A 21,593-nucleotide genomic window follows, 5' to 3' on the forward strand; every position below is an offset into this window, starting at 1 on the left:
TCGTAAAAATACCTCTTGATATTGAACTTCAAGAGGTATTTTTATTTTAAAATTTTTATAAATTAGAAATATTAATTCAACTTCTTTTTTAAAGCCTCTTCCAATTCAAAATATTTACTTTCAAGAGCATGAAGTTTTTCATAAACATTGATTGGATCTGGCATTTGTCTCGAAGCATACATACTAGCGTACCAAACTTCCAGAATATCTTCGGCATAAATAGAGTACATTGGGTAATTTCCGTCTCGGTTATCTGATTTTAGAATTAGTTTTCCACTTTCTCTGATTCTGTTTAAAACCCTCTTTACCACTACTCCATCATTTTTGCTGACAATTACATAAATTCTTCCGTCAAGAATATCATCAAAATTATCTACATATTTCCCGAAAAGATAATCGCCGTCATGTATTGTAGTTGACATCGAATTTCCTTTGATTTCAAAACATCTGTAAGTACCATTCTTAAGCATAGGCATACTAAACGAAGGAAGACTTTCCATATACTCTGGATCAGCGTAGCCATCTAAATATCCTGCTCGGGCTTTTACTCCCACAAAATTAATGTTTTCATCTCCTTCTTCATTTACGGTTATAACTTTTGGTATATGCAGGCTAACAGCATTACTAGACTTATTACTTGCAAAAATATCTTCACTGTTTCCAAAAAAATATTCTGGGTTTACATGACAATGTGTAATAATACTTTGAAGAAGATCAAAACCTGGTTTGGTTCTCTTTCTTTCTCCATCGGCTTGTAATCTTCCAATCGTGATACTATCTATGGTTGTGCTTGTAACTCCAATTAACTTTGCAAATGAATTATTATTTAACTTCATTTCCTCTATAATACGTCTTATTTTATCATGTATTTCCATTTTGCAACTCGTTTTTACATTGTGTAATATGTTTTACTTAAAGCTAAACTTCAAGTATATGTTGCAAAACTACATAATATGTGCGATATAACCACACTTTTTCATAATAATTTTATAATTAATTGAAAATCAATGATTTTTTAACTATAAAAATGTGTTTTTTACTACATATTATAAATCAGCACGTTAAATCATATTACTGAAACTATTGCGTATTTAACTGTAATATGTTTGCTAAATTAAAACATATGTTTTAAATTTGCTTAAAAATAATCCAACATATGATTTTAAAACAATTTTATACCGAAAAGAAAAATGCTATTCAAACAGAATTTAATTCTGAAGCATTAACAGTTCATTTATACAGTGATAGTATTTTTAAAACAACTATAGAAAACCCGATAATTATGTTTAAGTATGACAACATATCTTGGGAAACCTCTTCAGAAAAAAATTATAAAGCCGATGTTTCTTTTTGTATTTATGTTGTAATGCCAATTGGAACTATTCTTTCATCAAATTACGAAGAAGTATTTGATATTGCTCAGCGTATCGACAAATCTATCTTATTAGCGAACAGCAGCAATGCATTTATTGACACTAATTCTACTTTTAAAGTTAAAGAAAAACAATATAATAATGAGTATGATTATTGGAATAAAAACGATTATTTCATTTGGGAGATTACATACAAAACAACTTTGATTGAAAACACTCTAAAGAAGAAATACATCCTTTTCAATAACGGATTAAGTAATGAAGAATTAGAAGAACTTGGATACAATTTGACTTCAGGAATAATTGGAATAAATCCAAATCAAGTTGAGGGAAATGTTGATTTAAGCACCAATCCCTGATCTGAAAGAACTGCAGCACAACTTTACAACACCATTAAAATAAAAAAAGCATATATTCAAAACTTGAAATCATGAAAAGAAGCAGAACATTATTAGACAAAAGGAGAGATTACGTTATGAACTATATTAACAGTAATCAAGCCAAACAAATGAAAGTTGTAGTTGCAGAACTTTCAGATACTTTGTTCCTTACAGAACGCACTATTTATACAATAATAAACGAAGGACTCAACACAGAAGCTAAAGCCTAAAGTATTGAAACTACAGGCTTTGTCACTTCAAAAAATTGGAAAGAGAAACATCGAATCTTAAATTTGTTCCCGTAACAAAATATAATTACCGCTCGGCCGAAGGTAAAATTGAACTAAAGAACCGCATATTTTAAAAGATTCAAAACTAACAATCCAGGGTTTTGGATTAAGAATCACAATCTCATTTTTAGCTACATACGCGAACACGTTTTACTACTTGTTCAAGTCACTTTTTTGCTCATTTTCAGCAAAACCAAAACATATTTTTAAACATTTAAAACAATTTATATTATGAGTACATTAAACGATGTAGTAATTAACAAGTTATCAGGCGGATTAGGAAGAAGAAATCCTGAACAGGATATGGTTTCAGGATTGCTTTTTACTGGAGAAGAAACTTCAGACTTAAAATTTAACAAAATCGAACGTTTAGCTTCATTAGAAGATGCCGAAACTCTGGGCATTACAGAAAACTATGATATTAACGGACAATCTGCTTATTACCAAATTCAGCAGTTTTTTAGAATGAATCCTTCTGGAGATTTGTATGTTATGCTTGTTGACGCGGCAACTTACGCTGAAACTGTACAAAAAGCAATGGATATGCAGGAAAAAGCGAATGGAAATATTCGTCAAATGGCAATTATTTGCTCAAAAGCCACCACATTTGCTCAAACAAAAGCGGCAGTAAATACTGCACAAGAACAAGCAGATCTTGCATACGTTGATTACATGCCATTTGAAATCATTTTAGAAGGAAAAGGTTTTGATACCGCAACAGAAGCTACTTCGCCATCATTAGTAGGGACAAGTTCAAACGTATCTGTCGTAGTTGCTATAGATGCTGAAAAAGCGTTTGAGCAAAAATTAATTCAAAAAGACACTAATAAAGCATACACTTTAGCACCAGACGAGGAACTCGTAACTTCACAAAGTTCTACAGGTGTTTACAATGTAAAAAATGCTGGCGGTCTAAAAAAGAATGGCTCAATTGTTCTTGAATTTGTATTCAAAGACTCATACAAAAACACTGCGGCAGTTGGATTAGCTCTAGGCGCTTTATCTAAAGCAAAAGTTTCTGAAAACATAGCTTGGATCGAAAAATTTAACCTTACTGGTAACGGTTTTGCAAAGCCAGGTTTTGTAGGCGGAAAAGAAATTAAATCACTTGGAGATTTAAGAACACTAAACGAGAAAAGATACATTTTTACACAAACTCACACTGGTTTAGCTGGAGTTTATTTTAACGACAGCCATACTTGTACAGCAGGAACTTCAGACTTCGCTTACATCGAAAACAACCGTACTGTAAACAAAGCAACCCGCTTATTACGCACTGCTTTATTACCAAAATTAGCTTCTCCTGTTCTGGTTGATATTGATGGCAAATTACCTCAATCTGTTTCTAAAAGCTTCGAAGATTTATGCAGAAATGCTTTAGAGGGAATGGTTGCTAATCAGGAAGTATCTTCATTTGATGTTTATGTAGATCCTAAACAAAATATTCTGGCAACTTCTGAATTAAAAGTAAAAGCTGAAATTACTCCAGTTGGAACAGCTCGTAAAATTATGGTCGATTTAGGATTCAAAAACCCTTTTGGAATTAATCAAGCGTAATTTCAAAAATTACATTTTCTACTTTTTAATATTAAACAATATTATGATATGATAGCTGCTGAGCGTTATATCAAACATTCAAACAAATAAAAGCACACTATGAATAAATTGCCATTAATTAACGGACAACAACACAGCTGGTCATCTATCGAAGTAAGTATTGCAGGTAATATTGTTACTGGTATTACAGCCGTAAACTACAGTGATTCAGTTTCTAAAGAAAACCATTACGGAGCCGGCGACATGCCTGTTCACAGGGGTAGAGGAAAATACGAGGCAAAAGCTTCGATCACTTTATACAATTATGAGGTTGAAGCTATTTTAGCCGCTTTACCAAAAGGACAGAGATTACAAGACATCAACCCTTTCAGTATTATTGTAAGTTATTTAGATGATAGCAATGAAGTAATTACGCATACAGTGAGAAATTGCGAATTCAACTCAAACAGTAGAGGAATCGGCCAGGGAGACACTAAAATTGCTGTTTTTTTCGATTTAATCTGTTCTCACATTGAGTGGAACTAATCTGCTAAAACCACTTCCTTAAACCATAAAACAGTTTTAAAACCGGCTCCAAAGAGGAAACCAATCTTATCGCGTTACGCAAAAAAGAAGTTCAACTCAACATGATTTTTGCAAGCAACTATTTTACATGCTCTTCTGGCAGTCCGTTTTAAACTGTTTACTTTCTTCAGAAGGCTGCCTTGAGCATTTCGTCCTGAAATACAGCTCAGGCAGCTTTTTTCTAATAAAAATCCTTTTCAACATGAAAAAAATAACATCAGAGAAAACCGAAGTTCTTGACGGAAATATAACCCAAGCACAATTCAACCAGTGGAAATACAAACATAAAAAAGTAGTCAAACTCACTATCAAAGATGACGATGATACTACCCTTTTTGCTTATTTCAAAAAACCAGACATCAGCATTCGTTCTGCTGTATTGCAAGCTTCAAAAATGGACGAATTTAAAGCACTTGAAGTTCTTTTCAAAAATTGTTATCTAGGCGGTGACGGTAAAATCGAACAAGAAGACGATTTACGCCTTAACATCACTACAGCATTTTCAGATCATATTCAGCCAAAACCTGTAAAAGTAGAAATTCTTTAAAAAAGCATCTTTTTATCCCTTTCTGTAAAACCCAAAATCATGATTATTAAAAACCATAACATCGAACTAAATGACACCAGCGCTTCTGAAATGGCTAGGTTTAGACAAATTATGCTCAACATTTGGCGACAGCAGATTGAGGATGACAGGAATGCTAATGAGATGGAAAAATTTATTAAAGCGTCTTATAAAAAAAACATAGACCTTAATAAAAAATACGCTAATAACAAGCTTGGAGAAGTAATATTAAATAGCGATATTCGTTATTTAAATTATATAAATGATTCTAAACAAAAAAACTTTAATTCCTTAGAGGATAAGTTTGTAGATCGCATTGTATATGTTAATGGTCATTTTTATAATGAAGATGGAACTTTTGAAGGAAAAATAAATGATTTAACAAATGATGGAAGCGTAGAGGATGTTTATACTTGTACAGGAAAATCTGTGCAAAAAATAAAAATGGAGAAGATTTTTTAACTTACAATAATATTGAACCATTAAAAATAAAAAATGAAGTATTTCTTCGAATAGCAGGTTTAGCTTACTCTGAATCAGGTTTTTCGATAGATGTAATAAAAAGAATACCATTCATAATTGTAAATCATCACCATCAATTAATCAATTCAAAAGTTAAAAAATATCAAAATGATTGGCTTTTAAATAATACTTTAATTAAAATGAGAAATAAATGGGATGATCAAACATATGCACATACATTTCATTATGGAGCTCAAGGAAATCCAGCATTTAGACAATTTTTAAATATTGAATTAAATGAAACTATTGATTTTAATAAAAATGAAACAGGAAGAAATAAAAACTCAAAAATGAAAACAGCTATTGAGTATACTATAAAAGCTATTCAATATCTTAATAATGGATATGTCGGCATAGATTATTCTAATGGAGGAATTGGTTGGCAAGGAGCAGATATTAATGATAATGAAAATTGGAAAAAATGGTTATTTATAAATACTGATCATAAGAAAAATGCATTTAAAAACTGGTCCAATTCTAGCACCCTAGAAGAATCAACATTTGAATCAGTATCCATTTTTAAAGGAGATTTTGGGACTACAATTATTTACAAATCAACGGAATACAGTTTTAAAAACAGCACAACAGGCAACCTATGAGAATAATACTTCTTTTTCTTTGCATATTTAGCATTGCAAATACTCAACATAAAAATCCAAAAACTCAATTTATTGAGAAAAGCATTCAATCATGTCGAATACCTTTAAATGATTCAACAAGCATAATCAATGTTCATGAAAATTTGTACGGAAATGACGTCGAAATTATTCTAAAAACTGAAAATACAATTACAAATGAATGTATTAACAAAGTTATCACTCCTGAAATGATAACTAAATTTAAAACTTCTCAAAATCCAATAATAAATATAAATAAACATCGCATTGATGATATTAATATTATAGAATTTAAGAATCTAATTCCAAATAAAATATCTTCTATAAAAAAAACGAAATATACTATTCTAGCAATAGAACTTTATAACTTTTCATTTACCACTGTAGGAAGTACTTATATTTACCTCAGCTTCAAAATCGATACGAAAGGAAAAGTTCTAAAAACAAAAATTTTAGAATCAAAATCATCAATCAAGATAGACAACCTTTTGACAATATAGCAACTAGAAGCGTCAGATTCTAAAAATGAAAAACCAAATTTTAATAATTTTATTGATTTGCTTTATCGGTTGTAGAACAGATAATAATAAACCAAATAAGCAGGAAGAAAAAAAAATAAAAAAACAAAACAAAAGCGTTTTTTTTGATGATCATGGCGATACAATAAAACCACAAACTTTTTATCTTAAAAACAACTACAAGTTATTTATTTTTCCTTCTAAAGATTCAATTGGAAAAAACGATATTTTAAATTATAAAATTATAAGTAAAAATTTTGAAAAACCATTTTTGCTAAGCGAGGATCTTACACAAAATCATATTCTCTATTATGAAGGAATTGATTTTCAAAATTATTTCGCTTTACACAGCAATAGTGGAACAAAAAATTATTATTTCTGGCTCTATGATAAACATTCTGGCCAAGAAGTTTTAACAGATAGCTATTTTAAAATACAGCTTGATTTCGATTTAAAAAATGAGCTTATTTTGTATACAGACGAAGATAATGGATATAAAAAATTTATTTATGACATAAAGACAAAAACAAAGACGTTGGTTGATATTCCAAAATCATTTACCGACAAGCAAGAATGTACACGTAATGACTATTTTGAAAAATCTTCTTATATAAAAAGAGTTTCAGATAAATATTATTTTATAGCATTTAAGGATTGTCCGCTTGCAGTTGAATTTAAAGTAAAGAAATCAAAATAAATTGTTTTTCTTATGACCCAGCCGAACCTGGATTATTAGATAATTTTAAAAAATAATTTATGAAAATTCAAAAACTTGTCTTTCTCGTAATATTAGCAACAACCATAAGTTGTAATAAGGCGGTAAAAAAAGACGAATCTGTATCTGTAGACAAAAAACCTACAGTGAAAAAATATTCTATAACTACTTTAACTATAGATAATAAAAAGATATGTAATTATTATTTTGATGAATCTCAAAAACTGGTTAAATCTCAAGAGTTTAGTAGCAATGGAAAATCGTATCAGGAAATTAATCTAGAATATAAGAATGGTAAATTTGATTACGCTTTTTCCGGATCTGACAAAAATGAGAGAGATGACTGGTCATCCAATTACTATTCAAATGTTGAATTATATAATGATTTTTTAATTACAAAAAATATAAAAATTGATAATCCTTTTATGCTTTCTAGTGAAGTAAGTGATATTGAAAAGTTAATAACCATTATAGAGAGTTTTCAAAAAATAAACAGAAATGATAAAACTATTTTCAAATCTAAAAAACTAAATCTCAATATAAGATTTGATCCGTCCAAAATAACATTATTTATTCCCACTAATTCTATTATAACTAGTTTCGAGTATACGACAGATAAAAACGGATATTTAACCGAAGAAGCTATTGCCTTTAATGACGGTATATTAACAATCAAATTCCATTATCAAAATCAAAAGATTAACACAGTTATTTATTCCTTAAAATATAATAATGGAGAAATGCTTATATCAAATCAAAACTACACATACTTCAAAATTATATCCTGAGAAAGATCCTACAGGAGGAACAAACTCTTGGTTGGACTATAAAGAAGGAGAATATGTATTTGATGAAATTATGAAAAACAAAAGTAAATTTAATGATGCACAAATAAAAGATGCACAAGATTACATGAATAGAGTAATTATAAAATGTGAAAGGCTAAATATTGATATTAAAAATATTAACTAAAAATATATGAATCCAAAAGACCAAATTATTGAAACATTAAAAAAATGGATTACACAAACAAATATAATTTCTTATGATGTCATTATTGGATTGGATTGCGGAGACAAGGAATCAGCAGTATTAAGAGATGGAAAAACAAAGGACGTTTATGTAGTATCCTTTAAAACTAAAAGTACTAATATAGAATATAATGAACAAGGCGAAGTAATTTCTTTTTTTGAAGGAATGTACTGTTTTGCATATTTCGACGCAGAAACATTAGAATTACTTTATATACACAAAAAAGCAGGTTATATTGAAGTTGATGGTTCATATTAAATTAAAAAAACAAATTTTATATGAATCCAAAAGAACAAATAATTGAAACCTTAAAAAGCTGGTTCACAAAAACAATCGTAATTTCTTATGATGATCGTATTGGCCTAAATTGTTGGGACAAAGAATTGAAAGAATTACGAGATGGAACGAAAAAGGAAGTTTATGTCGTATCTTTTAGTACTAAGAGCAAAATAGGATATGATGAAAACGGAGAAATAAATTTTTTTGTTGATGGAATGCTCTGTTTTGCTTATTTCGATGCAGAAACATTAGAACTACTTTACATACATAAAAAAGCAGGTTATATAGAAGTTGATGGGTCTTATTAAATTTTTAAAAGAATAAGAAATGGGGAATCATATATATAGAAATGGAGAATGGATTTTTATAAGCAGTATAACTATCAAAGATAAATCATTCCAAGAGTTGCATGCTGTCAATCTGATAGATAAATTCTGGGGAAGTAATAAAAATCTAGATTTAAAATATCCTGTTATTTTAGATTTATTAAAAGAAATCATTCCAGAAAAAGCAAGTAAAAATGACGTAATGGATATTGAGCTAACAACTGAAGAAACTTTAGGAATAAAAAACATTTTTGAACGAGAAATAAAACACATCCTTACTATCAGAAAACCTGCAAAAGACGGTTACAATATAATCGTTTTTGATAAAGAAATCAAAGTTGATACAAGGAACCAAGGTGTGACCGATGGTCGCCTAACGGCTTTTAATGATATTTATTTGATTACTAAAGAATGTCTGGATGAGAACAAACCAATGTATTTGAGTATTGACTAATTACGTTTTTATATGAATCCAAAACAACAAGTAGTTGAGTCCTTAAAAAAATGGATGGCACAGAATAATTTTTCGTATGACAAAGATCTTGGTTTGCGATGTAGAGATAAAGAATTAGAGAAATTAAGAGACGGAAAAGAAAAAGAGGTATATATAGTATCTTTTAATACTGAAGACCAAATAGAATACAATAAAAAAGGTGAAATTATTTCACTATTTGAAGGTATGTTTTGCTTTGCTTATTTTGATGCAGAAACTTTAGAGTTACTTTATATAATGAAAAAAGCAGGATATATAGAAGTTGATGGTTCTCATTAATCAAGTATAATTTACCTCTTAATCATAAACCCGTTTTTCAAAACTAGAAAAGCGGGTTCTTTTTTTTTACATCACTTCCCGATTTCAACATAAAAAAATCCAAAAAAAAGTCATTTCACATCTACTGAAACTACTGTTTTACAAAGCCATAATATTTTAAAAACATTGCATTTAGGCGTATTTTTACAGTCTAAACAAAACCCCATTTTAATCTCAAAATGAGATTATAAAAAAGAGTTTTTTCTTTATAAAAACTCAAAACCGCACAAAATCTTATCATCGTTTTACTGCCGTGATTGCTTTTCAAACAATTGGGAAAGGCTTTTTATTCTTAAATCATTAATAAACATAATATGGATCAAACGACAAAAAAACACATTGATTTGCTTCATCCTTCCGTCAGGGAAGAAGTTACCAAAATTATCGAAGAATGCGATTTGGCATTGACTGGAAGGGCTAAAGTTCGTATTACACAAGGACTTAGAACTTTTCAGGAACAGGAAGATCTTTACGCTTTTGGCAGAACCAAACCAGGAAAAAAAGTAACCAATGCCAAAGGAGGACAATCTATTCACAATTACGGATTTGCAGTAGATATCTGTTTAATCATCGACGGAAAAACAGCTTCTTGGGATACAGCAAAGGATTGGGACGATGACAAAATTTCGGATTGGCAGGAATGTGTAGACATTTTCAAAAAACATGGCTGGAACTGGGGCGGAGACTGGAAAACTTTTAAAGATCTTCCGCACTTTGACAAAAAAGGATACGACGATTGGAAATTGCTCAGCAGATTAAAACGTGACAAGAAAAACTATGTAATCTTATACAAATAATGCTATGAAATATTTTAAAATAATTATTTTTTTAATTGCTTTTTCTTTTATCACAATCTCTTGCGATTCAACCAAAACTACTTTATTCGATTCTTATTCGTATCAAAAAACAACCGAAATAAAAGTAGAAGCAACTAAAATTATGGATAAAGCAATTACCCCTTACTCAAATCAGAAACAAGAAGTTGAAACATTGCTTTTGGAAATTGAAAAACTGCAGGAATATGAAAAAAACAAACCCGATAACGAAATCACCTTTGCCATGTGGCAAGCGCTTAATGATCAAGAAAAAAATCTTTTAGCTGGTTTCTTTAAGCATTGGGAAAATAAAGAAGTTTTGTCTCCTTATTTTATTGATGAATCTAAAAAACAGATTTTAAATGCTTTCGATTTACTTATTCAGTATGAAATCAATAAAGACAAGGAATCGAAACAGCAACTTTTGGAAGTAATTAATCTTAAATCTTGAAAATGAATAACGATAATCTAACACAAGAAATAAAAGAAAAAGTAAAGAATCTAATTGCTGAAAGTTATAAAGATTTAAAACCTCAATTAGAAAAAGAGTTAAAAAGTTTTTTAGAAACTTCTGCTGAAAAACTTGAGCGCTGGGCAATTCTTTATACTCATAAAAACATCAGTGACCAGGAATTAGAATGGCTATTAAAAAGTCAGCTGGATTTGCTTTCGCTTCAAAGTTTACAATCTGCAGGAATATCAAAAATTAAATTCAACACACTGAAAAACAATATAGTAAGATTAATTTTGGAAATCATTTTGAGTCTGATTATCAAACGTAATTAGTTCTTGAAATTAAACTGAAACTACAGATTCAAAAGCCTTAAAATCTTGGTAAAGGTAAAATCGAAGCGTAATTTTACAGTATAAATCTAAGGATATCGCGCGCAGATCCGAAGAAAAATCACACCATTTTTATTACATCATTTAACAAACAGCAACGATATATGAAAGATTTTATCATTGATGAAGATCTCTTAATTGAAGGCGATGACTTCGCTATTAAAGATGCAGATCAACAAAATATTGAACTTCTACTCCTGAGTCAGAAAGGAAGCTACAAAGAATTCCCAATTCTTGGAGTAGGAATTAAAAAATACATTAACAGTCCGGATGCAACTTCCAGACTAAGATTAGAAAACGAAATAGACAAACAATTATCGTATGACAAATTTCATGTAAAAACACTAGATGTCAACGATTTACAAAACATTAAAATCGATGGAAACTACTAAACCACAAGAAAATCAAAATATTTTTGATTTATCACTGCAAGAATACGGAAGCATTGAAAAAGTATTCGACTTGTTAGAAGACAATGACCAATTTGACGTTACAGAAGATCTTTCTGTATATAAAGAACTAAAAACTGGAAGAGAAGCTTTTAAAAAAGATATTGTTGAATATTATAATTCCAGAAACTTAAAGCCTGCAACAGCCCTTACTGAAGAAGAGAAATTTTTAATGGATAATTTCTCAGGAATTGATTATATGATTATCGAGGACGATTTTATCATTTACTAAAAATCTTTAAATGTAAACTTCGAATTTAAATTCATTTATAATTACACCACTTTCAAATCTGCTCTTTTTAGAAATCTCTAAAAAAACTACGTTTCTGTAGTATTTACCAAAAACATAAACAATTATCTATAAGCATATTAAACATGTCTTACAGGCTAATCTATATCAAAAAATAAAATATGGCACGTACAATTGCTGAAATTCAGAACGAAATTCTGACTGAAAAAGGGAGGCAGAGTTCTCTAAACAACCTAACAAACACCTCGCTAACAAGCATATGGAGATTGTGGGTAAATATCGTGGCTACTGCTATCTGGGTTCATGAAAAAATAGTCGAAAAAAATGCCTTAATATCAAGACCGCATACCTTAAACTGGTATCGCGAACAGGCTTTAAATTTTCATTATGGTTCGCCTTTAACTCCAGACTCAAGTAACGGAATGTCATTGGTATGGAAAGATGGTTCGTATCAATTTGATACTTCAAACCTTTCTGAAACACAAATCGAAGAATCAAAAATTATAAAACATTGTGCCGTAAGTGAAATTGATCTTGAAACAGTTCTTAATCCAGAAAAGAATGTGGAAGAAATTTTTTCTGATTATTTCCACAATAAAGTCGGCGTTGTTTTTATTAAAGTAGCAACCCAAAAAGGGGATGTTATTTCTAGGATTGATGTTCCAAATGAACTTTTTGCTTTCAAGGAATACATCTCAAAAATAAAAGATGCTGGAAATCAAGTTTATATCACTTCAGATGATGGTGATATTTTAAAATTAAATCTTAATGTGTATGTAGATCCTTTAAGTATTTATGTCAATCCAAAAGACATTGAATATTACAAATTAAAGAGTTTAAACAGGCAATTAACTCCAGATGAGCAGGAAAAATTACAGCAATATCAATCTGCTTTGGAAACTAATCCGCTAGATCCTGAAAACGGTGCTTTAATTTTAAATAGAAGCGTATTTCCTGTTCTGGATTCAATAAAAGATCATTTAAGAAACATTGAGTTCAACGGTGCCTTTGTTAAAACGTATTTAATTGATGCTATTCAAAAGGCAGAAGGTATTAAGATTCCAATATTGAATAAAGTCCAAACTTCAATGGCAAAAAATCCAAATGACAATGAAAACCCTGACATATTTGACGTTACATCAATAGAGTATTTTATTCCTAAAGCTGGATACTTTGATATGGATGCTCTTCAAATTGAAGTAAACTATATTCCTTATACATTCTACAGAGATAAACAATAGTCTAATACATTTACAATGAACAAATACACCATTTTAAAATGGGAAAAGCTTTTGTTATGGCTTATTCCCCCTATTCTCAGGAAAAAAACTCATGTTGACTGGCTAGATGTTTTGCTTACCCCACTTCATTCTCTTTATGAAGACATTCTTTATAAAATGCAGCATACTGGACAGGTAATATATTTGGAAAAAGTACTAAATGAAGCTTTTAACATCGTTACGGAATATAATCCAAATTTTAGTCTCGAACAAAAACGTCAGGAAGGCTTAATTTATATTGATGAATCCATTAAACCTTCATTACAATACTTATATCTTCATAAAGAATATTATGATCCGGATAAAATATTGTCAGATGGAACCAAAAAACAGGGAGATTTAAGAATTCCATTATTTAAGATTTTCAAAAATAACGAGTATAAAAATAAGAGAAACCAACCTATTTATTTAGCCCATCGCCAAGATTATACTAAAGTATCATATGCAAATTTCAGAGTATTTATTCCTAAAAATTTAATTTTAGACCAAACCATACCTGCTGAAAAAAATGGAAATTCTTCTACACAGCCAACAGAAGCAATTAACATTATTTCTACACAGTATCACAACCTCCTTAACTTCTACAAATTAGCAGGAAAAAGCTATGAAAGTTATTGCTATTCTACAGAAGAATAAACTCATAAAAATTAAAACAACAGACCTTTAAATCAACATAAAATGAAACAAGTAAATTTTAGTCATTCAGGAGGTTTCCCTCTCGAACAGGAAACTTTAGAAAGGCTTCAAACCGCTTACAGATCTGAATTGTACGAAGCCATAAAAGCTCATTTCAGTATTGAACTAGATAAAAATTATATTATAACTCATGCCACAGCTGGAACAAAAGGATGGGTAATTATTAATAGAGATGAAAATAATTTACAGCTTCCAGGAATTTTATATCCAATTGCCGAAGGTTTAAATACAGGCTATTTAAAAACCACTAGAATAGGAACCAATTTAGTATATGGAACAGGTGTATCTCAAACTGCTTATTTTGATTATGAAGCGAAATACATAAGCTCATCTGATTATTCAAATCGCCCAACCAATTCTCAAAATAATGATGCTTTAACGGTTAACTATTACAACTTACAAAGCTTTAGAACTATAAAAGATATTAAATCTATTGAATCCAATATAGATTTAATCAATCAGTCTTATCTTCCATTAAATGGATCAAAAGCTATGCAAGGAGATTTGAATTTGGGAATTTATCAGTTATCTAAATTAGACACAAAAGAGAATAATACTGCTAATGTGCGATCTGCTGAATTCAAATTAGGATCTGCAAATAAAAGAGGATTACGTCATTCTGGTGATTACCTTGGAAGAGCTTTAGTTGACAACAGTACTTCTTCAGAAACAAATCTTAGCCTAAATTACAATGCCGATTGGGACAATACTTACATTGGAGGTAAAGTATATTTAAATAATTTAAATACAACTACTTCTAATGGTACTCTGCTAGTTTTAGACAATCAAAATCAGATTAATAAAAACAATACCTTAATCAATTCATTAATTAATCGTATTACCGATTTAGAAAACAGACCCGCCTCAACGGTTCCTATTGGAATGATTGCTCTTTGGGGTAAACCAGCACCATTTCCTGAAGGCTGGGAAGAATATATCCCATTAAGAGGAAGGATGCCTGTAGGTTTAGATACAGGTGATTCTTCATTTTCAACACTTAATGCTGTTGGAGGAGCCAAAAACAAGAAATTAACAATCGATGAGCTTCCAAAAGTAAGCCCCGTAAACGGAACCATATTAAAAAAAGGAGGAGCTTGGGGAAGTGACAAAGGATTAACTATAGGAGATTATGCTAACGGAGATTATGCTCCAGGAGAATTAATAAAACCTTTTGGCGGTGATCAAGAATTTAGTTTAATGAACCCCTACAGAATTGTTCATTTTATAGAGTATACAGGAAATCCAACCGACACAACACCGCCTACAAGCCCAAATAATTTAACTGTTTCAAACATTGGCACAACTTCGTTAACTTTAAATTGGACAGCAGCAACTGATAATGTTGGTGTTACTAATTATCTAGTTTATAAAGACAATAGTAATATTCCCTTAATTGAATTGGGAAAAGATATTCTAACGTATTATGTTACTGGCTTAGCAAGTAATACAACTTATAGCTTCCAAGTAAAAGCAAAAGATGCTAGAGGAAATCTATCTACTCCCGCAACAAAAAATGCGACCACAAATGCATCTCCTGCCAATCCAACGGTGCCAACATTACAACATGCTTATTATGGGGGAGAAAACATGATACTCCAATGGCCAAATTATATTGACGAAGGTCCAATAACTTACGAATTATATCGTAGTATAAATGGTGGAGGCTCTATGCTTCTAAAAACATCAACGGATACTTTTTACTATGATAATTTATCAAATGGGGTAACATATTCATACCAAATAAGAATTAATTCAAATGGATATATATCTCCATATAGTAATACTGTCACAGTAACAGGTACATCTTCATAAAAACTAGTTAATGATCTTTTGGGACATAAAGTCCCAAAGGATTATTTACCCCCTTCAAACAAATTTTCAAAAACAAAAAATCATGCAAAAAATTTCAGAATATACAGACCAATTAAAATTACTGCTGTATGTAATTTTTATGTATTTAGAAATGGATACAGGAATAGTTAAAGTACTATTTTATTTAATGATAATGGATACCTTTTTAGGTGTTACCAAAACCATTGTCCTAAACAATCATTTCACTTTTAAAAAATTAGCTGTAGGATTTGTATCTAAATTAGCTGTATTGCTAATTCCAACCGCTTTAGCCCTTATGAGCAAAGGTTTAAATTACAACTTCAACTGGTTTGTAACTGTTGTAATGGATTTACTTATTGTTAGTGACGGAATTTCAATAATAAGCAACATTATTGCTATAAAAACAAGAAAAGAAGTTGAAAACTTTGATGCCATGACATTGATACTTAAATCAATTCGAAATCGTCTTATTCAAATTTTTAAAAAACTCCTTATTACAATTGATCCTAAATTTCATGTAGAAAAGTAATTCATAGAATTATATCACTTTGAAACTCAATATAAAATTAAAATGAATACACAAACATTAACATTCCCAAACCAATTCTAACCAAAAAACAATTAAATTTGGAGACCTTAAATCACCAATTTAATTATGAATTCAAAAAGAAATTCGTTCTACTTACCCGCCCTATTTTTGATGCTATTTTTTACATCAATTTCATATTCACAAACTTCAACTGCTAAAACGGAAAACCGAGGCAAACTATTTGAAGAAACTACAACCGACAGCGATTATCTTATCGCTATTGAAAAAGCCGGAGAAGTTCTTGAATCAGCTGGACATGATATCGATTTTGAAGGAAGTACTTTTCATCTTTTTGGAGAAATTAAAAGAACCGAAAGCAAACTTGATCTGATTCTGGCAAGTTTAAAAGGTGCCAATCCAAACGTGCGTAACCAGCAAATGTACCGCATTGTTTTAAAGGAAATCGAACAAGAATTAAATGAGCAAAACGATGCCATCAATTCCCGAAATCAGAATCTTGAAAAAATCAAAAGCAGAATAATAGATCTGCGAAAAGACAAAACTTTATTCACGCTGATTAAAGATACTATTCGCAAAAAACAGTTTAAAACTGAATTAGCGAATCTTAAAAAAACGTATTTAAGAACCGACAGTCTGATGACCAAAAATCAGGGAATCCTAAATGATAAAAAACGATTAACTGTCGAGCATAAAATTGCGGTTTCAAATGCACTTTCGACAGTAGAAACCAAACTCGAAAAATCAGGAATCAGTATTCTTAAAAAGGAATATCCTTCTTTATGGAGCACCGATTCTACTGCAAAAAAAGAAGCAACACAAACTATCAAATCAAAAATTATTATTGAGGAAAATGTTGCCGCTTATTATTTAAGCTACAAATCCGGAGCATTAATTACGCTTTGTTTCTTTTTGGGACTTTTGGCTTGGTACATTTCTCGAAACTTAAAATACTTAAAAACAAACGGCTACGCAGAAAATCTTTCTCTTTTTAATTTTAAATATTTAAACCGAGGAGTTATTTTACCTGTCGTTACAATAGGTTTAAATATTGCTACAGTAAGCAATTTATATGCTCCTGCTCTATTCTTAGAATTGTTACAATTGGCTTTGTTGGCAGTTTTGATAGTTTTATTTAAAAAAGATTGGTCAGGCGTTTCAATGCGAAACTGGCTTTTGCTTTCTGGTTTATTTTTTGCCCTTTGTTTCCTGGATTTATTTATTGGTGTTGGATTATTACAGCGTTGTTCATTCATTATCATCAATATCCTTGGAATACGATATGGATTAGTTCAGATTAAAAGTCTAAAAGATCAATTGTATATCAAAGCGTTCTTTAAATGGGCCAGCATCATTTTTATCGGATTAAATGGTTTATCGATTTTGTACAATCTTTTCGGAAGAGTTTCTCTTTCCAATATGCTGACACTAACTGCTTTTATTTCTCTTACACAAATTGTGGCGTTAAGCGTTCTTTTGAAAATCATTTTAGAAATAATCCTTTTACAGATTTACACTACGAGAATAAAACGAGGAATTGAAAAAATATTCGATTACGAAAGTTTATCAGATACCTTAAAAAGACCTTTTATCATAGTAATCAGTTATATGTGGCTGGTTGTAATTGCATCAAATTTAAATATTTGGGAATCATTACGAGATTCGCTGGCTTCTTTATTAAGTCGCCCAAACACAATTGGAAGCATCACTTTTACTTTAGGAAATATTGTTCTGTTTTTTATTATTGTATGGATTGCGCATCTATTACAAAAATATGTCGCTTACTTTTTTGGAGAAATCGAAGACGAAAATGAAGAGAATATCAACAAAAGACAACATTCTAAATTACTTATAACAAGACTTATTGTTTTAATCGTTGGATATCTTTTAGCCGTTGCCGCTTCTGGAATGCCTTTAGACAAATTAAGTATTCTTTTAGGAGCTTTAGGTGTCGGTGTTGGACTTGGACTTCAGAATGTCGTTAATAATTTCGTTTCGGGTATTATTTTAATTTTTGATAAACCGATTCAAATTGGAGACGTTATCGATATTAGTTCAGAATCTGGACGAGTAAAATCGATGGGATTACGTACCACAAAAATCAACGCTCCAAACGGTGCCGAAATCATTATTCCGAATGGTAATTTATTATCTCAGAATATCACCAACTGGACGTATACTGATAATTTCAAATTAGTAGATATTTCTATAGAAATTAGCGGCGATGCAACTCCAGAAGATATAAATGCAACCATACTAACCGCTCTTGAAAGTCTGCCTTTGGTAAATAATACCAGAACACCACAGATTTATTACAACTCAATTTCAGATAATAAATTTAAACTGCAAATCAAATTCTGGTGCAGTATTTACAGAACCGAAGAAACAATCAGCACAGCCAAACAAGTTCTGTTCAGCAATTTTAAAGCTAAAGGGTTGACTTTTTTGACTTAAAATCTGTTATTGCATTTTATTCTTTTAATATTTGTGTTTAACATATACCTAATAAAAAAGGTTTGAATGTAAATTCTTAGATTCAAACCTTTTTTATTATTTTCTACAAATTATTTTCCATTCAATAACTTCTCAAACAAACAAATTCAAATTATTCACAGCTTTGCAAACATAAACGAAACTCTCACGCCAGCTATAACTTAAAAAATTAAGGAAAAGAAATGAATAAGTTATTTACATTAGTCCTATTAGCTTTCAGCGCTTTCGCCTGTAACAAAACGAAAGAAACAAGCATTCATAAAATAATGATACATTCAGTAAATCTATATATTGATACAAGTTCTGATGTTAGCTGTCAAGATTTCAATTTAACTTTTGGCAATCATGTTAAAGATAAATCAATAGAAGACAAAGCTATTTTAACAGAGTTTGAAAATCTCTTAAAAGAGACCCAAAAAATTAAAAAAAATAAGTCTGTAGATGTAAGAAGAAAAATTGTCATTTATTACAAAGACAAAACAGTAGATGCTTTATGCGCTGGCAGATTTAATATTTTAATTAATAATCAATTATTAGAAGAAAATACAGATCTATTAAATTTTGTACATGATTTGTAAAAAATCTTTTATCTCAAAAAAAGAGACCTTTGGTCTCTTTTTTTTGTTCTGCCTTAGAAAACTATTTCCCATTAAGCTGTTTTTCCAAATAACCAATTTTTTCTAATCCTGCTTTATAAAAACCAATTCCTCATTATAATTCGCAATACTCACTAAAGCATTATAAATATATTTCGATACCAAAGCACCACCTTCAAAATTAATTAAATCAATATCATCTTCTGGTGTGTGATACTGCGGATGTCCGCCTGTGTGGAAACCAATTGCAGAAATTCCAGCTTTATAAAAAGTAACGTGATCCGAACCGCCAACATCGCCTGCGAATACCACTGGATTTAGTCCGCTGTTTTGTCCTAGGTTTTTCATGAGTTCTGCTCCGTTTGGGAAAGTTCCCGCTCCACCCATATAGATTTGTTTTTCGGCGTTTAATCTTCCCACCATATCCATGTTGAGCATTACTTTTATGTTTTCTTTTTTTACTGGAAGATGGTTCACAAAATATTTAGATCCTAATAAACCTTCTTCTTCTCCACTGAAAGAAACAAAAATAATACTCCGTTTGGGCTTCACTTTCAGTTTAGAAACTTCTTCAACAATACACAACAATGCCGAAACGCCCGAAGCATTATCATCGGCTCCGTTATGAATCGCCACAGTATCTTTTTTCTTGCTCCCCGATCCTATTCCGCCCCAACCCCAATGGTCATAATGTGCGCCAATTACAATGAATTCATTTTTGAGTTTTTCATCAGAACCTTCTATAAATCCGAAAACATTTTGGGTCGCAACACTATCGGATTTCATTTTGTTAATTCCTTCTTTTACAAATACTTTAAAAGGCTGATAATAACTCTCGCCAAATTGCTGTAAACGGTATTTTTTAAAATGCTTTTTGATATAAGCTGCCGCCTTGTTATTCCCTTTTGTTCCCACAAAACGTCCTTCTAACTTATCAGACGAAAGGTATTTATCGTGTTTGTAAAAAGTCAGTGCTAGGGTATTTTTTTGAGCATTTAAAACTGTACTCAAAAAAAACAGACATAAAACAATACTGATTTTCGGTAAAAATTTCATAATTCTTTATCTAAAGGATTAAACACGGTTCGAACTAATTCGCTTTTTGCAAATAAAACGAATCCTTAAAATCTGTGAGACAATGTTTTTGCATAATTCTATTTTTATTTTAAATCGAATGTGGTGTGCTTGATAAACTTTCTATCATAGGTGTACAAAACATGTATTTTTTTATCGGAAGTTTGAATAATTGCCGGATAACTGAATTCTCCTTCTTTTTGATTTTCAAGATCAAATAACTTTTTCCAGTTTACACCGTCTTTAGAATATTCTACATCGAGAACGTTTCTTCCGTTAAACCAGTCTTTTCCCATCTTTAATGGATTATTTACCAATAAAAATGATTTATTCGATAAAGTTACCGCATCGACTCCTGAATTTGAATTTACAACATTAATGCTATCCGTTTTCTGCCATGTTTTTCCATTATCTTCAGACCATGATGAAATCAATTTGTTATGTCGGCTTCGGGATAAAATCTGGATTTCTTTATCAGAATGAACTAAAAATGTGGGCTGGATAATGTCGAAATTTTTCTTGTCGTTGATATCGGTAATCGTCCAGCTGTCGCTGGTTTCATTATACGTTTCAATAAAAACTCTCCATTTGTTATCATCGATACTTTCGGTACTGCTTCCGCATAAAATAATTCCAGAAGAAGTTTCGATTGGCTTGTTTCGGATGGGGCCTAAAATTCCTTTTGGAAGATATTTTGATTCACTCCACGTATTTCCGTTGTCTTTAGAAACGATCATCGCACCAAACCATTCTCTTGGATTTTTTCCAACTTTATAAAACAAATATAAATTTTGTGCTTTACTTTTAAACAAAACCGGATTCCAGCATGGCAGTGTATCGCCGTCTTTTACTAAAGGTTTGATAAGTTCTTTTGGTGCCGACCATTTTTTGTCTTTATACGAAGAAACATAAATCCCAACATCTTTTGCGCCTTCGTATTTACCACCAAACCAGGCTGCCATGATATTATTGGGGTCCAATTCGACTAATGTTGAGGCGTGGCTTGCTGCCGTAACGGGTTTTTCGGCTATGTAATTTTGTGTGATATTAACGGCCTGCATTTCTTTTTTTACTGATTTACAGGAAAACAAAACAGCAGTCAAAATAAAAGCCGATACATATTTTTTTACATTCATAATCTGATTTTTATGTAAAAGAAAAGGAGAGT

29 protein-coding genes are annotated in these 21,593 nt (G+C 30.7%); 26 read left to right on the forward strand and 3 right to left on the reverse strand.

The window, feature by feature from the left end; genetic code table 11:
- Positions 1 to 71: 71 nt before the first annotated feature.
- Positions 72 to 875: an XRE family transcriptional regulator gene (locus J0383_RS05210; protein WP_207297385.1), complete on the reverse strand. Its 804-nt coding sequence runs from the start codon at positions 873 to 875 to the stop codon at positions 72 to 74.
- 281 nt (positions 876 to 1,156) lie between these two features.
- Here J0383_RS05210 and J0383_RS05215 point away from each other — a divergent pair, with 281 nt between their 5' ends.
- The 26 genes from J0383_RS05215 (at position 1,157) to J0383_RS05340 (ending at position 19,333) form a co-directional block, all read left to right on the forward strand.
- Positions 1,157 to 1,732 carry a hypothetical protein gene (locus tag J0383_RS05215; RefSeq protein ID WP_207297386.1) on the forward strand — a complete coding sequence of 192 codons (576 nt, stop codon included), beginning with the start codon at positions 1,157 to 1,159 and terminating at the stop codon, positions 1,730 to 1,732.
- 71 nt (positions 1,733 to 1,803) lie between these two features.
- On the forward strand, positions 1,804 to 1,983 hold the full coding sequence (locus J0383_RS05220; RefSeq protein WP_207297387.1) for a hypothetical protein: 180 nt from the start codon (positions 1,804 to 1,806) through the stop codon (positions 1,981 to 1,983).
- A 291-nt stretch (positions 1,984 to 2,274) separates the two neighbouring features.
- The gene (locus J0383_RS05225; protein WP_207297388.1) at positions 2,275 to 3,600 is read left to right on the forward strand and encodes a DUF2586 domain-containing protein; all 1,326 of its coding nucleotides are present in this window, start codon (positions 2,275 to 2,277) and stop codon (positions 3,598 to 3,600) included.
- Between the two features lie 99 nt (positions 3,601 to 3,699).
- Positions 3,700 to 4,125, forward strand: a complete 426-nt coding sequence (locus tag J0383_RS05230; RefSeq protein WP_207297389.1) for a hypothetical protein — start codon at positions 3,700 to 3,702, stop codon at positions 4,123 to 4,125.
- A gap of 241 nt (positions 4,126 to 4,366) precedes the next feature.
- Positions 4,367 to 4,711 (forward strand): hypothetical protein, encoded by a 345-nt coding sequence (locus J0383_RS05235; protein ID WP_207297390.1) that lies wholly within the window; start codon positions 4,367 to 4,369, stop codon positions 4,709 to 4,711.
- Positions 4,712 to 4,750: 39 nt separating this feature from the next.
- Positions 4,751 to 5,191, forward strand: coding sequence for a hypothetical protein (locus J0383_RS05240; protein WP_207297391.1), 441 nt, complete (start codon positions 4,751 to 4,753; stop codon positions 5,189 to 5,191).
- Positions 5,143 to 5,850, forward strand: a complete 708-nt coding sequence (locus J0383_RS05245; RefSeq protein WP_207297392.1) for a hypothetical protein — start codon at positions 5,143 to 5,145, stop codon at positions 5,848 to 5,850. Before J0383_RS05240 ends, J0383_RS05245 begins: the two co-directional genes overlap by 49 nt.
- Positions 5,847 to 6,368 carry a hypothetical protein gene (locus J0383_RS05250; protein WP_207297393.1) on the forward strand — a complete coding sequence of 174 codons (522 nt, stop codon included), beginning with the start codon at positions 5,847 to 5,849 and terminating at the stop codon, positions 6,366 to 6,368. Before J0383_RS05245 ends, J0383_RS05250 begins: the two co-directional genes overlap by 4 nt.
- Before the next feature lie 25 nt (positions 6,369 to 6,393).
- Positions 6,394 to 7,083: a hypothetical protein gene (locus J0383_RS05255; protein ID WP_207297394.1), complete on the forward strand. Its 690-nt coding sequence runs from the start codon at positions 6,394 to 6,396 to the stop codon at positions 7,081 to 7,083.
- Positions 7,084 to 7,142: 59 nt separating this feature from the next.
- Positions 7,143 to 7,889, forward strand: coding sequence for a hypothetical protein (locus tag J0383_RS05260; RefSeq protein WP_207297395.1), 747 nt, complete (start codon positions 7,143 to 7,145; stop codon positions 7,887 to 7,889).
- Positions 7,834 to 8,073 (forward strand): zincin-like metallopeptidase toxin domain-containing protein, encoded by a 240-nt coding sequence (locus tag J0383_RS05265; protein WP_207297396.1) that lies wholly within the window; start codon positions 7,834 to 7,836, stop codon positions 8,071 to 8,073. The genes J0383_RS05260 and J0383_RS05265 overlap by 56 nt, the downstream gene beginning before the upstream one ends.
- 6 nt (positions 8,074 to 8,079) lie before the next feature.
- Positions 8,080 to 8,391, forward strand: a complete 312-nt coding sequence (locus tag J0383_RS05270) for a hypothetical protein (RefSeq protein WP_207297397.1) — start codon at positions 8,080 to 8,082, stop codon at positions 8,389 to 8,391.
- A 20-nt stretch (positions 8,392 to 8,411) separates the two neighbouring features.
- Positions 8,412 to 8,720, forward strand: coding sequence for a hypothetical protein (locus J0383_RS05275; protein ID WP_207297398.1), 309 nt, complete (start codon positions 8,412 to 8,414; stop codon positions 8,718 to 8,720).
- A 19-nt stretch (positions 8,721 to 8,739) separates the two neighbouring features.
- Positions 8,740 to 9,192: a hypothetical protein gene (locus J0383_RS05280; RefSeq protein ID WP_207297399.1), complete on the forward strand. Its 453-nt coding sequence runs from the start codon at positions 8,740 to 8,742 to the stop codon at positions 9,190 to 9,192.
- Between the two features lie 12 nt (positions 9,193 to 9,204).
- Positions 9,205 to 9,510 (forward strand): hypothetical protein, encoded by a 306-nt coding sequence (locus tag J0383_RS05285; protein ID WP_207297400.1) that lies wholly within the window; start codon positions 9,205 to 9,207, stop codon positions 9,508 to 9,510.
- 353 nt (positions 9,511 to 9,863) lie between these two features.
- On the forward strand, positions 9,864 to 10,346 hold the full coding sequence (locus J0383_RS05290; protein ID WP_207297401.1) for a M15 family metallopeptidase: 483 nt from the start codon (positions 9,864 to 9,866) through the stop codon (positions 10,344 to 10,346).
- A 4-nt stretch (positions 10,347 to 10,350) separates the two neighbouring features.
- Positions 10,351 to 10,815, forward strand: a complete 465-nt coding sequence (locus tag J0383_RS05295; RefSeq protein ID WP_207297402.1) for a hypothetical protein — start codon at positions 10,351 to 10,353, stop codon at positions 10,813 to 10,815.
- A gap of 2 nt (positions 10,816 to 10,817) precedes the next feature.
- Positions 10,818 to 11,150: a hypothetical protein gene (locus tag J0383_RS05300; RefSeq protein ID WP_207297403.1), complete on the forward strand. Its 333-nt coding sequence runs from the start codon at positions 10,818 to 10,820 to the stop codon at positions 11,148 to 11,150.
- A gap of 161 nt (positions 11,151 to 11,311) precedes the next feature.
- Positions 11,312 to 11,599 carry a hypothetical protein gene (locus J0383_RS05305; RefSeq protein WP_207297404.1) on the forward strand — a complete coding sequence of 96 codons (288 nt, stop codon included), beginning with the start codon at positions 11,312 to 11,314 and terminating at the stop codon, positions 11,597 to 11,599.
- On the forward strand, positions 11,586 to 11,888 hold the full coding sequence (locus J0383_RS05310) for a hypothetical protein (protein WP_207297405.1): 303 nt from the start codon (positions 11,586 to 11,588) through the stop codon (positions 11,886 to 11,888). The genes J0383_RS05305 and J0383_RS05310 overlap by 14 nt, the downstream gene beginning before the upstream one ends.
- A gap of 179 nt (positions 11,889 to 12,067) precedes the next feature.
- Complete coding sequence (locus tag J0383_RS05315; RefSeq protein ID WP_207297406.1) at positions 12,068 to 13,147, forward strand: hypothetical protein; 1,080 nt, start codon at positions 12,068 to 12,070, stop codon at positions 13,145 to 13,147.
- Positions 13,148 to 13,162: 15 nt separating this feature from the next.
- Positions 13,163 to 13,822 (forward strand): hypothetical protein, encoded by a 660-nt coding sequence (locus J0383_RS05320; RefSeq protein ID WP_207297407.1) that lies wholly within the window; start codon positions 13,163 to 13,165, stop codon positions 13,820 to 13,822.
- Between the two features lie 42 nt (positions 13,823 to 13,864).
- Positions 13,865 to 15,694, forward strand: a complete 1,830-nt coding sequence (locus J0383_RS05325) for a fibronectin type III domain-containing protein (RefSeq protein ID WP_207297408.1) — start codon at positions 13,865 to 13,867, stop codon at positions 15,692 to 15,694.
- A gap of 82 nt (positions 15,695 to 15,776) precedes the next feature.
- On the forward strand, positions 15,777 to 16,244 hold the full coding sequence (locus J0383_RS05330) for a phage holin family protein (RefSeq protein ID WP_207297409.1): 468 nt from the start codon (positions 15,777 to 15,779) through the stop codon (positions 16,242 to 16,244).
- Between the two features lie 126 nt (positions 16,245 to 16,370).
- Positions 16,371 to 18,716, forward strand: a complete 2,346-nt coding sequence (locus tag J0383_RS05335; RefSeq protein WP_207297410.1) for a mechanosensitive ion channel family protein — start codon at positions 16,371 to 16,373, stop codon at positions 18,714 to 18,716.
- A 221-nt stretch (positions 18,717 to 18,937) separates the two neighbouring features.
- Positions 18,938 to 19,333 (forward strand): hypothetical protein, encoded by a 396-nt coding sequence (locus J0383_RS05340; protein ID WP_207297411.1) that lies wholly within the window; start codon positions 18,938 to 18,940, stop codon positions 19,331 to 19,333.
- 102 nt (positions 19,334 to 19,435) lie between these two features.
- On the opposite strand, the gene J0383_RS05345 is transcribed toward J0383_RS05340, so the two are convergent.
- Together J0383_RS05345 and J0383_RS05350 are read right to left on the reverse strand one after the other, a co-directional pair.
- Positions 19,436 to 20,407: a M20/M25/M40 family metallo-hydrolase gene (locus J0383_RS05345; RefSeq protein WP_207297412.1), complete on the reverse strand. Its 972-nt coding sequence runs from the start codon at positions 20,405 to 20,407 to the stop codon at positions 19,436 to 19,438.
- 104 nt (positions 20,408 to 20,511) lie between these two features.
- Positions 20,512 to 21,561 carry a sialidase family protein gene (locus J0383_RS05350; RefSeq protein WP_207297413.1) on the reverse strand — a complete coding sequence of 350 codons (1,050 nt, stop codon included), beginning with the start codon at positions 21,559 to 21,561 and terminating at the stop codon, positions 20,512 to 20,514.
- Positions 21,562 to 21,593 lie beyond the last annotated feature (32 nt).

The sequence above is a fragment of the Flavobacterium endoglycinae genome (assembly GCF_017352115.1).
GTDB lineage: Bacteria > Bacteroidota > Bacteroidia > Flavobacteriales > Flavobacteriaceae > Flavobacterium > Flavobacterium endoglycinae.